At 66.2% G+C, this 11,645-nt stretch carries 13 protein-coding genes; 5 read left to right on the top strand and 8 right to left on the bottom strand.

Annotated elements, in window-relative coordinates; all coding sequences use genetic code 11:
• Positions 1-25: 25 nt before the first annotated feature.
• The 3 genes from WKW82_RS21805 to WKW82_RS21795 all read left to right on the top strand — a co-directional run bounded on the left by WKW82_RS21805 (position 26) and on the right by WKW82_RS21795 (position 1,498).
• Positions 26-790 (top strand): PP2C family protein-serine/threonine phosphatase, encoded by a 765-nt coding sequence (locus tag WKW82_RS21805; RefSeq protein WP_340344432.1) that lies wholly within the window; start codon positions 26-28, stop codon positions 788-790.
• 72 nt (positions 791-862) lie between these two features.
• Entirely contained in the window at positions 863-1,105 is a 243-nt protein-coding gene (locus tag WKW82_RS21800; protein ID WP_340344431.1) for an AbrB/MazE/SpoVT family DNA-binding domain-containing protein, read from the top strand.
• A 111-nt stretch (positions 1,106-1,216) separates the two neighbouring features.
• Complete coding sequence (locus tag WKW82_RS21795; protein ID WP_340344430.1) at positions 1,217-1,498, top strand: PIN domain-containing protein; 282 nt, start codon at positions 1,217-1,219, stop codon at positions 1,496-1,498.
• A 114-nt stretch (positions 1,499-1,612) separates the two neighbouring features.
• Here WKW82_RS21795 and WKW82_RS21790 read toward each other — a convergent pair whose 3' ends face one another.
• From WKW82_RS21790 to tssA, 4 genes are all read right to left on the bottom strand, one after another.
• Positions 1,613-2,098: an Hcp family type VI secretion system effector gene (locus tag WKW82_RS21790; protein WP_340344429.1), complete on the bottom strand. Its 486-nt coding sequence runs from the start codon at positions 2,096-2,098 to the stop codon at positions 1,613-1,615.
• A 141-nt stretch (positions 2,099-2,239) separates the two neighbouring features.
• On the bottom strand, positions 2,240-3,736 hold the full coding sequence (tssC, locus tag WKW82_RS21785) for a type VI secretion system contractile sheath large subunit (protein WP_340344428.1): 1,497 nt from the start codon (positions 3,734-3,736) through the stop codon (positions 2,240-2,242).
• A 37-nt stretch (positions 3,737-3,773) separates the two neighbouring features.
• A complete protein-coding gene (gene tssB, locus WKW82_RS21780; protein WP_340344427.1) occupies positions 3,774-4,292 on the bottom strand; it encodes a type VI secretion system contractile sheath small subunit in 519 nt (172 codons plus the stop codon).
• A 45-nt stretch (positions 4,293-4,337) separates the two neighbouring features.
• A complete protein-coding gene (gene tssA / locus WKW82_RS21775; protein ID WP_340344426.1) occupies positions 4,338-5,378 on the bottom strand; it encodes a type VI secretion system protein TssA in 1,041 nt (346 codons plus the stop codon).
• 71 nt (positions 5,379-5,449) lie between these two features.
• On the opposite strand from tssA, the gene tssJ reads away from it, so the two are divergent.
• The gene (gene tssJ / locus WKW82_RS21770) at positions 5,450-5,986 is read left to right on the top strand and encodes a type VI secretion system lipoprotein TssJ (RefSeq protein ID WP_340344425.1); all 537 of its coding nucleotides are present in this window, start codon (positions 5,450-5,452) and stop codon (positions 5,984-5,986) included.
• A 10-nt stretch (positions 5,987-5,996) separates the two neighbouring features.
• Here tssJ and WKW82_RS21765 read toward each other — a convergent pair whose 3' ends face one another.
• Entirely contained in the window at positions 5,997-7,031 is a 1,035-nt protein-coding gene (locus WKW82_RS21765) for a type VI secretion system protein (RefSeq protein WP_340344424.1), read from the bottom strand.
• A complete protein-coding gene (locus tag WKW82_RS21760) occupies positions 7,028-8,359 on the bottom strand; it encodes a DotU family type IV/VI secretion system protein (RefSeq protein ID WP_340344423.1) in 1,332 nt (443 codons plus the stop codon). Before WKW82_RS21760 ends, WKW82_RS21765 begins: the two co-directional genes overlap by 4 nt.
• 219 nt (positions 8,360-8,578) lie before the next feature.
• On the opposite strand from WKW82_RS21760, the gene WKW82_RS21755 reads away from it, so the two are divergent.
• Complete coding sequence (locus tag WKW82_RS21755; protein WP_340344422.1) at positions 8,579-9,262, top strand: response regulator; 684 nt, start codon at positions 8,579-8,581, stop codon at positions 9,260-9,262.
• Positions 9,263-9,441: 179 nt separating this feature from the next.
• On the opposite strand, the gene WKW82_RS21750 is transcribed toward WKW82_RS21755, so the two are convergent.
• Positions 9,442-10,614 (bottom strand): M20 aminoacylase family protein, encoded by a 1,173-nt coding sequence (locus tag WKW82_RS21750; protein ID WP_340344421.1) that lies wholly within the window; start codon positions 10,612-10,614, stop codon positions 9,442-9,444.
• A gap of 17 nt (positions 10,615-10,631) precedes the next feature.
• On the bottom strand, positions 10,632-11,624 hold the full coding sequence (locus tag WKW82_RS21745; protein ID WP_340344420.1) for a tripartite tricarboxylate transporter substrate binding protein: 993 nt from the start codon (positions 11,622-11,624) through the stop codon (positions 10,632-10,634).
• Between the last annotated feature and the right edge of the window lie 21 nt (positions 11,625-11,645).

Genomic DNA, 11,645 nt, shown 5'->3' with positions numbered 1-11,645 from the left:
CAACAACGACAGAGAGGAGAGCCGGGTGGAAATCGAAATCGTGACCTTGTCCAAGCAGGGTGGGCGTTCGTACAACGAGGACACCTACGGCCATTGGAACGACGACCGCTACGTCATCTGCGTCGTCGCCGATGGGGCAGGCGGGCACGGTGGCGGCGACGTGGCCGCCGCCGTCGTGCGCAGCAGCGTGCTCGACACCTTCTCGCGGCGTCCGGGCCTCGATGCCGACCTGCTGCGCAACGTCATCGAGCGCGCCAACCTCGACGTGGTGGCCCGCCAGGCCGAAGGCGGCAAGCTGTCGGCGATGCGCTCCACCGTCGTGCTCGCCGCCATCGACCTGCACGAGAACACGGTCGCCATGGCCCACTGCGGCGACAGCCGCGCCTACCTGTTCCGCGGCGGCACGGTGCTGACGCGCTCGCTCGACCACAGCCTGGTCCAGCAGATGGTGGCCGGCGGCATGCTCGACGACGAGGGCGCGCGGCTGCATCCGCAACGCAACATGCTGCTGTCGGCGCTCGGCTCCATCGAGCAGGCGCCGGAGATCGGCGTCTCACGCCCCATGCCGCTCACGGTGGGCGACGTGATCCTGCTGTGCTCGGACGGCATCTGGGAACCGCTGGGCGATGGATGCCTGAAAGAGACGCTGCAGGCCTCGCGCAATCCCAGCCAATGGATCGAGCAGCTCGACGCGCAGATCAGGAGCCGGGCCAAGCCGGGGTATGACAACTACACGGCGTTGGCGCTGTGGGCGCATGCGGATGATGATGTGACGCAGATGTTGCCGTAGGGCTGGTCGGCCGCAGTGGCCTTGCCAGCCTGATCGCCTTGCTTCAAAGTAAGGCGGACAGGAATTTTCAAGATGACAACCGCCACCATCACCAGCAAGGGCCGGATCACCATCCCCGCCGAGGTGCGCAAAGCGCTGTTGGTGGATACCGGTGACCGCGTGGAGTTCGTGCAGATCGAGCCCGGCCAGTATCTGTTCATCGCCGCCAATCGCTCGGTGACCGAACTGAAGGGCATGTTCGGCAAGGCCACTAGGAATGTATCGATCGAAGAAATGAATCGCGCCATCGCCGCTCGTGGAGCATCGGCAAGATGATTCGCCGGGATATCAACGTCCTGGAGCGTTACGTCATGCCAGGACGACCCGAAGCAATCCCCCAAGGCAAACAAGATCATCGACGCATTGAGCACCGATGAGCCCGGTTTCGTGACCCTCGTTTCAATCGTTGAAATTGTCTGGGTGCTTTCCTCGGCCTACAGCCTGAGTCGCGAGCAGATCTCGCACGCGCTCGATGCGTTGCTCAGGTCGAGGCAGTTGGTGGTCGACCAGGCGGAGCACGTCCTGCGAGCGTTGCGTGTGTTTGGCCAAGGCAGTGCCGATTTCGCCGACTGCCTGATCGAGCGGACCGCGCATGCGGCAGGCTGCGAGCGAACGATGACGTTTGACATTGCCGCCTCCAAGACGGCCGGGATGACGCTGATCGGCTGATCGGCTGAGACATGAAAAAAGGGCAGAAGTCCTTCGGCGACTTCTGCCCTCTTGGGAGTCCGACTGTCCGCTTCCGCGCCCGTAGGCGGCCGAAGCGGCAGCCAACCCAACCCATCAACCGAACGGCACGTTCTCCGCAATATTCCACGCCGCCGTCTTCTTCCCCTTGCCCGCGCCTTCCTTCGCCTGCGGGTCGTACTCGTACTTCACCTTGGCAAAGTTGAGCGTGACGTTTTCCGTCAACCGGTCTTCGCCGCCGCTGCCGCCGGTGCTGACGCTGGTGATGATCAGGTCGCTCATCGTGATGGTGACGTATTCCAGCGGGTTGTCGCCGGCCTTGCGCACGACCAGTACGGCCTCGTCGTAGTGCGTGCCCTTGCAGCAGGCGAGGATCAGCGCATGCGAGGCGGAGTCGGTGTACTTCGTGAAGGACAGGTCCTGGATGTTCACCTTGCCCGCGCCGCCGCCGGTGCCCACGTGCGTGGTCCCGCTTTGCGACAGGCCCCAGTTCCAGGCCAGGACGTCGATTTCCTTCTTGTGCTTCGAATCGACGGACTCACCTTCGATTGCGCCTATCTTGATAAACATGTCTACGGCCATGATGCTCACCTTTCAGTTGAGAGAGAGTGGATAGATAACGGGCTTGCTTGCTTACGTCGCCATCGGCAATCGATCAATAGTTGCCAGTAGCTGCTCAGATAACGAGTACGCCTCCCTGTTTTCAAACACCTTGGATGCTTCTCACGCACCTTTCGCGGAGGGCAGTTTCGACACCAGCCGCAGGGACACGGTGAGCCCCTCCAGCTGGTAGTGCGGACGCAGGAAGAACTTCGAGGTGTAGTAGCCGGGATTGCCTTCCACCTCCTCCACGATCACCTCGGCCGCGGCCAGCGGCTTGCGCGCCTTGGTCTCTTCGGACGAGGTCGACGGGTCGCCGTCGACATAGTTGGTGATCCACTTGTTGAGCCACTTCTGCATGTCGTCCCGCTCCTTGAAGCTGCCGATCTTGTCGCGCACGATGCACTTCAGGTAGTGCGCGAAACGGTTGCAGGCGAACAGGTAGGGCAGGCGTGCGGCCAGGTTGGCATTGGCCGTGGCATCGGGGTCGTCGTATTCGAAGGGCTTCTGCAGCGACTGTGCGCCGATGAAGGCCGCGAAGTCCGAGTTCTTGCGGTGGATCAGCGAGAGCAGGCCGGCCTTCGACAGCTCGGCTTCGCGCCGGTCGCTGATGGCGATCTCGGTCGGGCACTTCTGGTCGACACCGCCGTCGTCGCTCGGGAAGGTGTGCAGCGGCAGGCCTTCCACCGCGCCGCCGGACTCGATGCCGCGGATGCGCGAGCCCCAGCCGTACATCTTGTACGAGCGGTTGATGTTGGTCGCCATCGCATACGCGGCGTTGGCCCATGCGTAGTGGCTGTGGTCTGCGCCGGCCACGTCTTCCTCGAAGTCGAAGTCCTCCACCGGATTCGTCTTCGCGCCATAGGGCGTGCGCGCCAGGAAGCGCGGCATGCACAGGCCGAGGTAGCGCGAATCGTCCGATTCGCGGAGCGACCGCCAGCCGGCGTATTCGGGCGTCAGGAAGATCTTGGTCAGGTCGCGCGGGTTGGCCAGCTCCTGCCACGACTCCATCTGCATCAGGTGCGGGCTCGCGCCGGTGATGAAGGGTGCATGCGCGGCGGCTGCGATCTTGGCCATCTCGCCGAGCAGTTCCACATCAGGCGGACTCTGGTCGAAGTGGTAGTCGCCGACGATTGCGCCGAAGGGCTCGCCGCCGAACTGGCCGTATTCCTGCTCGTAGACCTTCTTGAACATCGGGCTCTGGTCCCAGGCCGCGCCCTTGAACTTCTTGAGCTGCTTGTGGAGATCCTTCTTCGAGATGTCCATCACGCGGATCTTGAGGTTCTCGTCCGTCTCGGTGTTGTTCACCATGTAGTGCAGGCCGCGCCAGGCACTCTCGATCTTCTGGAAGTCGTCGTTGTGCAGGATCTTGTTGATCTGCTCCGAGAGCTTCGCGTCGATCGCGGCGATCATGGCCTGGATCGACTTGGTCACGTCCTTGCCGATGACCGCGGTGTTGCTCAGCGCCTGCTGCGCCAGCGTGAGAACCGCGGCCTCGACGGCGCTCTTGGCTTCGTCGCTGCGCGGCTTGAATTCCTTCTGCAGGAGCGACGAGAAGTCGTTCCCCTCCAGCGCAACGTCTTTCAGTGCGCTCTGCTGCTCGAGTGCTTCGGTCGCCATGGTGCGTTCTCCTGATGTGCGGTGAATGGGTCAGGCGTCACGCGGCGGGCGCGGCGTCGTCGGGTTTCTTGCTGGCGGCCAGGGTCTTCAGCAATTCGGGGTTCTCCAGGACCTTGGCCAGCAGGTCTTCCGCGCCGCCCTTGCCGTCCATGTAGGTCACCAGGTTCGACAGCTGCGTGCGCGCTTCGAGCAGCTTGTTCAGCGCATCGACCTTGCGCGCCACGGCGGCGGGGGAGAAGTCCTCCATGTTCTCGAAGGTCAGGTCGACCTTGAGCTCGCCTTCGCCGGTGAGCGTGTTGGGCACCGAGAAAGCCGCATGCGGCTTCATCGCCTTCATGCGCGTGTCGAAGTTGTCGACATCGAATTCCAGGAACTTGCGGTCGGCCACCGGGATGACCTTGTCGGGGTCGGCCGGCTTGCCCGACAGGTCGGCCAGCACGCCCATGACGAAGGGCAACTGGACCTTCTTCTCGGCCCCGTAGAGCTCGACGTCGTATTCGATCTGCACGCGAGGCGCCCGGTTGCGGGCGACGAATTTCTGACTGCTGGTGGCCATGGATTAACTCCTTGCGTTGGAAGTAGCGGTTCGCTGGAAAGAGGCTCACTCCGATGACGGGCGCGGGCCCGTCACTGTTTCGATGGTGTCGAGCGCGTTGGGCGCGAGGTCGGCCATGATCTCGAAGAAGCTCACGCCGATGAGGCGCTTGGCGCGTTCGAGCAGCAGGGGCGCCGGGTTGCCGGGTTCGGTCTGTTGCAGGTAGCGGATCACGCGGTCGAGCGTGAGCAGCACGTCCTGGCGGCTGTTGAGTTCGCCCTTTGCCGAAGCGGCCCGGCCACCGCCCGCCGGCGCATCGCCATCGGTTGCTTCGCCGGCCTCGTCTTCGGCTTCCGCCTCGGCGCCTTCGCCCACCACGGCCGTGGCAGCCGTGCGAAGCACGATGCCGACGCGGCGCAGCGGGTCGAGGTCCATCGCATCGGCACGGCCGGTCCGATCGGTCACCAGCGCCTGCAACGCGGCCACCTGCGCCTGGATGCCTTGCAGCAGCGGCAACACTTCCGGATGCGCCGCATGGATCTCGGCCAGCGCGCCATGTACCTGGGCCGGTGAATAACCGGTGCCGCCGCCGACAGGTGTGATCAGGTTGTGCGCGATCGCGATGTCGCGCACCTTGATCGGGCCGACGCCGCGCGACACGCCCACGCTCGCCTCATACAGATCACGCAGCACCATCGACGACTGGGTCAGCGGCGCGAGCGCGTTGAGGCGCATCGTCGGGTCGTTGTCCTCCTCGGCGTCCAGCATCGGATGGATGCTGTCCCAGTAGGTGTCGAGCAGACCTGTCAATAGTTGCAAGCCGAGGCTGAAGCCGGTCACACCCTGCTGGCGCGTCGACGCGCGCAGCAGCAGCATCGCCAGCCGCACGTCCTTGGCGCGCTGCAACAGCGCCTGCGCCTGGTCGGACACCTGCCGCCACTCGGGCTCCACGGCAGGAATGACCTTGTCGCCGAACTGCTGCTCGGGCTTGCCCTGGGATGCGGTGTCCAGTGCGGTGAAGGCCGGGTCATGCTCAAGGTCGTCGCCCACAGGCGATGCCTCGCTGATGGGCGCTTGCAAGGCCTCGACGAGTTCGGGAGTCAGCATGTTGCCTGTTCAAATTGACTGGTGATAATCAAAGAAGCGTCCGGACCGGTCAATGCAACGAAGGAAATAGCATGCATCTCCTTGGCACCTACCGTTTGCCCTATGGCAGCCACACGGTCCTCGCTTCAGTGCTCGTGGGGCTGGCGCTGGCGGGATGCGCCAAGCCACCACCGCCGCCGCCACCGCCGGTCACCACGCCCATGGCCTTCACGATCACGGCCGGCCCCGATGCCAATCCCGATGTGCGCGGCCGTGCATCACCGATCACCTTGCGCGTGTACGCGTTCAAGACCACGGCGGCCTTCGAAGGCGCCGACTTCTTCACCCTGTTCGAGAAGGACACCTCCGTCCTGGCCGCCGACACGGTGCAGCGCGAGGAAATGCTGCTGCGCCCCGGTGAAAGCAAGAAGCTGCAGTTCGTGCTGCCCGCCGATGCCAAGGCCTGGGGCGTGATGGGCGCCTACCGCGACCTGGACCGTGCCCGCTGGCGCGAAGTGCGCCCCGTCGAGCCGGGCAAGGGCCAGATCGTGACGGTGACGGTGGGCGCGCGGCAGATGAAGATCGACTCGGTCCCCGCGCCACCGCCACCGCCGCCGCCCAAGAAATAGACCTTGCAGTTCAGGAACTCCGGTGCCGCCGCGCCAGCGACTGGTCTGCGGGCAGAAAGCGGCGCAGCAGGTCTGAACTGAAGGCGGCCTGGCTCTGGGGCGAGGAAGCGCCGGTCAGGTAGAGGCCGCGCCAGAAACAGGCGGGCGAACCGTCGTTGGCCGGCTCGAACAGCTTGACCACCAATTCGCGCAAGGCCGGCTCCAGCGCCAGCAGTTGCTCCACCCACTGATGGCTCGCCAGCCGCGCGGCCGGCGCGTCCGGATGCTCGAGCAGCAGTCCCGCGCCGAGCGCGCGCAAGCGAGTGGACAGCGTCGCGAACAACGCGTCGAAGCGCTCGCCCGCCGAATGGCCCGGTGTGGCGGCTCCAGAGCCGGGTTCGGGCAGCCGATGGCCGAGAGCCTGTGCGAGCACCTGCGGCGCTAGCACCTCGCACACCTCGACATGGCCGGCGAGGCGTTCGAGCCCGGTGACCAGGACATACACGGGCAGGCGCAGCTCCAACAGTTGCGTGGTTTCCCGCAGCACGCGCTGCAGACGCTCCGCGAGCGGCGCGGTGGTCTGCGGCGGTTGCAACAGCTCGCGTGCTTCCACGCACACCACGATGCCGTTGAGCGGCAGTGCGGGGCGCTGCTCCGCCAATGCCATCAGCGCACGCAGCCAGAGGCCACGGGCCCGCTGCCCGGCGACGCCGTTGCTCACGGCAGCCGGCCCCATCACGATCGCCGCCATCTCCGGGCGGACCAACCCCTGCCAGAACATCCAGGGCTGCGCCTCGATCGCCAGCAGCCCCGGCAGGTTGGCGGCGGCGTTGCCGATGAACATCACCCACGGCTTGCTGATGTCCGCCGCGTCCGCTTCCGACAGCGCCTGCGGCAACGCGGCCAGCGCCGTGTCTGCGTCGTCGATGTCCGACTTCGCCAGCAGCCCGCGCAAGGTGCGCAGCCGCTGCGAGCGCCGCCGCCCCAGCGTCCACCACCACAGCAGCGCAAAGGCCACGGCGCACAGCACCGTCAGCAGCCAGAAGCGGTGGGGCAGTGCGTTCATCTTTCCGTTGTCTGCAGGAATTCGAACTCGGCAATCAGGCGCTCCGGGTCCTTGTGCAGCGACAGCGATTCGCGCAGCCGCAGCAGGTAGTCGGACGCCATCTCGAACGGCGGCCGGTCGATGTTCTCGCTGAAGGGCGTGGGGGAGGCCAGCACCGTCACCAGCACGGTGCCGAAAGGCGGGCTGACCAGCCAGCTCGCCGGCACGTCCGCGCCGATCTCGAAGCGTTCGGCGGCGGCACGGCGGCGCGGGCTGAGGCCGGCATTGAAGTGCAGCACCGAGCCGTCGGCGGTGAAGTAGTCGACCCAGACATAGCCGTCGTAGTTGGGCTGCGTGAGCTGCAGCAACACCGGATCGCCTTCGCGCAACTGGCCGTTGCGCGCGGTCTTCGAGAACACGGTCAACCCCCACTGCTTCTCGCGGTTGCGCATCTGGTAGGGCTTGAGCATCGCCACCACTTCGCAGTACGGCCACACCCGCAACGCCAGCTCGATGCGCGTGGACTTCACGCCCGGCACCGACGCCACCTCGTGCCGTACCCGCTCGGGGTCGTCGCGATGGGACACGAAGCCGCGCACCTCGGCCATGCCGCTGTCCGTCACGGTGGACTGCAAGTCGGCGCAGGTAAAGGTCTGCAGGCGGCTGTCGACGCGTTGCGCCAGCGTCGTCGGCACCTGCGGTGCGCGCGCAAGGAACAGCCAGAGCAGCATCACCAGCGGCAGCAGCAGCGCGAGCGCCAGGCCGGTGCGCAGCATGGTTCGCTCGCGCTGCTCGGGCTTGCTGGGGCCCGGCGGGTCCGGCGATGCATACGGTTGCGGTGTGATGTGCTCCTGCGCCAGCTCGCCCAGCACCAGCGGCGGCGTGCCCAATTGGCGGGCATGCAGTGCCTTCAGCTTGCCGAGTTCGCCGCTGTCGCCGTTCTCGAAGTAGTACTGGCCGCGAAACCCGTTCGCCATCACATGCCAGTAGACCTCGCGCAACTCATCGTCCTCGGCCTGCAGCGAGGACAGGTGATGGAAGAACTCCGTGTGCGCGTTGTTGGAGTTGAAGAGCCGCAACTGCAGCGGCGGCATGCGCGCGTGCCATGCGGGGCGCCGCGCGAGGATCTCGTCCAGCCAGGCGACCAGCGCAAAGGAAGCCGACTCGACCCGATCCGCAGGCTGCCCGGCGGCGATGGCCTGCGCACGCGCCCGTTCCAGCAGCCCCAGCGCCTGGGCATGGGGTTCCTCCACCGGCGGCTCCGCCTGGCCGGCGCGGATCGCGGCCTCCAATTCCAGGCCGAGCGAGAACAGGGGGTGGAAGAAGTCGAGCAGGCGGTGGCGGCTCATGGCTGCTCGCGGCTATCCTTCGTGGGCGCGAAGCCGCTGTGGTTGGCACATGCTCCGTCCCGTCCGATTTAGAAGTGCATCGATTTTTCCGGCCGCCGCGGGCATGCACCATACTTCGTGGGGACTATGTCTTTCGGGCGGCGACCCGGCTTGCCGGCATCGCCAAAGGCCGCTATCTTCACTGTTGCGTTAACAAACATTTGCCGCCGGGGGTGCGCCATGAAAATCCTGATCGCCGACGACCACCGGCTCGTCATCGAGGCGGTCAAGGCCAAGTTGTCGGAGCTGGAACCTGCCATTGAATTCGTGCTCGCCATGAGCGTGGACGAGTTGCTGGCGAGCGCTTCCGATGATCTCGACCTGGCCGTGATCGACCTCAACATGCCGGGTGCCGAGGGCCAGGCCCACATCGAGGAAATCCGCCGCCGCCATCCCGCGGTTCCGGTCATCGTCCTGTCGGGCTACGAAGACCCGACGGTGATGCGCAGCGCGCTCGAAGTGGGCGTGCTCGGCTTCATTCCCAAGGCCTATTCGCCCGAAGTCATGATCTCCGCCGTCCGGCTGGTGCTGGCCGGCGGCGTCTACGTGCCGCCGCTGATGCTGTCCGCCGTGCCACCGGGCATCGTGCCGGGCGTGAACGGCATCGGTGCGGAGTCCCCGGCGCCGCGCGGCGCCAACAGCACGCACACGCTCGAACACCTGCGCAAGGTGCTGACCGAGCGCCAGGTCGAGGTGCTGCAACTGCTGTCGCAGGGCAAGCCCAACAAGCTGATCGGCCGCAGCCTGGGCATCAGCGAAGGCACCGTGAAGATCCACCTCGCTGCCATTTTTCGCGCCCTGAACGTTCGCAACCGCACGGAAGCCGTCGTGGCGGCGCAGACGCTGACCGAAGCGCAGACGTAGGAACACGGGAGCGGGTACAGGACGCAGAGGACACGCAGTTCCGCGAGGACGCAAAAGGAATACCCGAAATCAGTTTTGGTTTTCCTCTTTTCTTCTTTCGCGTCCTTTGCCTAACCTTCGCGTCCTCTGCGTCCGGAAGTCCGAGTTCCTCAGCCTCAGCCTCAGCTCTCGCCGATCCTTCAAACCAGGAACTTGCGCGCCAGGCTGACCCAGTAGCTGGCGCCCAGGGGCAGGGCGCGATCGTTGAAGTCGTATCGGGGGTTGTGGACCATGCAGCCGCCGTCCTCGCCGGTGCCGTTGCCCAGCACCACGTAGGCGCCGGGGCGCGCCTGCAGCATGAACGCGAAGTCCTCGCTGCCCATGGTGGCGGGGCGCTCGAACACCTTGTCCTCGCCCAGCAGGTCGACGGCGACCTGGCGCGCGAAGGCCGTCTCGCGCTCCGGGTTCACCAGCACCGGGTATTGCTGGCGGTAGCCGATCTCGCACTTCAGGCCGTAGCTCTCGGACTGCGCGTGGACGAAAGCCTTCAGGCGGCGCTCGATCTGGTCGCGCACGCCGGGGTCGAGCGCACGCACGCCGATCTTGAGCACGGCCTGCTCGGGCACGATGTTGTAGACCTCGCCCGCCTGCACCGATCCCACCGTGATCACCGCGGCCTGGTGCGCGCTGACCTCGCGCGACACCAGGCTCTGCAGGCCCAGCACGATGCTGGCGGCGCATTGCATCGGGTCCACGCCGTGGTGCGGCATCGCACCGTGCGCGCTGACGCCGGTCAGCGTCACGGTCACGCGGTCGAAGGACGCCATCGCCGGGCCGGTGCGCATCGCCATCTGCCCGACCGGGATGCCCGGCCCGTTGTGCAGCGCGAACACCGCGTCGCACGGAAAGCGATCGAACAGGCCCTGCTCGATCATGACCCGCGCACCGCCCTCGTTTTCCTCGGCCGGCTGGAAGATGAGGTTCAGCGTGCCGTCGAAGCCGCGGTGCTCCGACAGGAAGCGCGCCGCGCTCAGCAGCATCGCCGTGTGGCCGTCGTGGCCGCAGGCATGCATGCAACCGATCTTCCGGCTGGCCCACGGATGGCCGGTGGCCTCGACGATCGGCAGCGCGTCCATGTCGGCGCGGATGCCCAGGCAGCGCGTGCCCGTGCCTTCGCGCAGGGTACCGACCACGCCGGTGCCGGCCAGGCCGCGGTGCACTTCGTAGCCCCAGGCCGCGAGCTTCTCGGCCACCAGGTCGCTGGTCTGGTGCTCCTGGAACGCGAGTTCCGGGTTCGCGTGGATGTGGCGCCGCAGTGCGACCATCTCCGGTGCGAGCAATTGCATGCGGTCGAGGAGTTCGGTGGAGTCCATGAATGGCAGGCCTTCTTCTATTGGTCGATGCGGATGTTCAGGTCCTTGACGAGCTTGGCGTAGCGCGCCGCGTCGTCACGGTACAGCTTTTGCTGGTCGGCTGCCGTCATCGGCGGCATGGGTTCGCCACCGCCGGCCTGGATGCCGGCGCGCAAGGTGGTCACCGCGATGGCTTCGCGGAAGGCAGCCTGCAGGCTTTCGACAAGCGGTGCAGGGGTGCCCGCCAGCACGAACAGGCCACCCCAGATCGTGAAGTCCGCGCCCTTCAGCGCATGGCTCTCCTGCGCGGTCGGCAGGCTGGGCGCGAGCGGGCTGCGCTCGCGGGTCAGCAGCGCCAGCGGCGTCATCTTGCCGCCCTCCACATAGCCGAGCGTGCCGCCGCTGAGCGTGGTCACGGCAAGGTCGACCTGCTGGCCCAGCAGGTCGTTGTTCATCGGCGCCGCGCCCTTGTAGGGCACGTGCAGCAGCTTCACGCCCATCAAGGCGCCGACGTGGGCGCCCAGCACGTGCTGCAACGAACCCGCGCCGACGCTGCCATAGGTCAGCTCGCGCGTCGCGGCCTTGGCGTACTTCTGCAGTTCGTCGGGGTTCTTCATCGGCAGTCCGGTGCGGGCGACCAGGATCATTGGCGTGCGGCTGGCAAAGCCCACCGGCACGAACTCCTCGGGCTTGTACTTGATGGCGGCATTCAGCGCCGGCACCAGGATCAGTTCATTCGGCGATCCGTAGAAGAGGGTGCGTCCGTCCGGTGGCGACGACAACAGCTTCTGCGCGCCGATCGCGCCGCCCGCGCCCGCCATGTTCTGCACGACCACGGGTTTGTTCAGGACCTTGGAGAGATGCGGGGCGATGCGCCGGGCGCTGATGTCTGAAGGGCCGCCGGCCGCGTAGGGGACGATGATGGTCAGGGGTTGGGCGTCCTGCGCCCACGCGGCCGGGCCGGCGGCCAGTCCTGCGAGCGCGAGGGCGGCCACGCCGCGGCGGGTCAGGTGGAAATTCTTCGATTTCATTTGTTGTGCCTCCTTTGGTGA

Origin of the sequence: Variovorax rhizosphaerae (assembly GCF_037889975.1) — a bacterium.
Classification (GTDB): domain Bacteria; phylum Pseudomonadota; class Gammaproteobacteria; order Burkholderiales; family Burkholderiaceae_C; genus Variovorax; species Variovorax rhizosphaerae.
This window is presented reverse-complemented; position numbering and strand designations above follow the sequence as displayed.

Coding starts and splice junctions, on each gene's coding strand:
- WKW82_RS21800 (WP_340344431.1), top strand. CDS start 863: ATGACAACCGCCACCATCACCAGCAAGGGCCGGATCACCATCCCCGCC.
- WKW82_RS21790 (WP_340344429.1), bottom strand. CDS start 2,098: ATGGCCGTAGACATGTTTATCAAGATAGGCGCAATCGAAGGTGAGTCC.
- tssC (WP_340344428.1), bottom strand. CDS start 3,736: ATGGCGACCGAAGCACTCGAGCAGCAGAGCGCACTGAAAGACGTTGCG.
- tssB (WP_340344427.1), bottom strand. CDS start 4,292: ATGGCCACCAGCAGTCAGAAATTCGTCGCCCGCAACCGGGCGCCTCGC.
- tssA (WP_340344426.1), bottom strand. CDS start 5,378: ATGCTGACTCCCGAACTCGTCGAGGCCTTGCAAGCGCCCATCAGCGAG.
- tssJ (WP_340344425.1), top strand. CDS start 5,450: ATGCATCTCCTTGGCACCTACCGTTTGCCCTATGGCAGCCACACGGTC.
- WKW82_RS21765 (WP_340344424.1), bottom strand. CDS start 7,031: ATGAACGCACTGCCCCACCGCTTCTGGCTGCTGACGGTGCTGTGCGCC.
- WKW82_RS21760 (WP_340344423.1), bottom strand. CDS start 8,359: ATGAGCCGCCACCGCCTGCTCGACTTCTTCCACCCCCTGTTCTCGCTC.
- WKW82_RS21755 (WP_340344422.1), top strand. CDS start 8,579: ATGAAAATCCTGATCGCCGACGACCACCGGCTCGTCATCGAGGCGGTC.
- WKW82_RS21750 (WP_340344421.1), bottom strand. CDS start 10,614: ATGGACTCCACCGAACTCCTCGACCGCATGCAATTGCTCGCACCGGAG.
- WKW82_RS21745 (WP_340344420.1), bottom strand. CDS start 11,624: ATGAAATCGAAGAATTTCCACCTGACCCGCCGCGGCGTGGCCGCCCTC.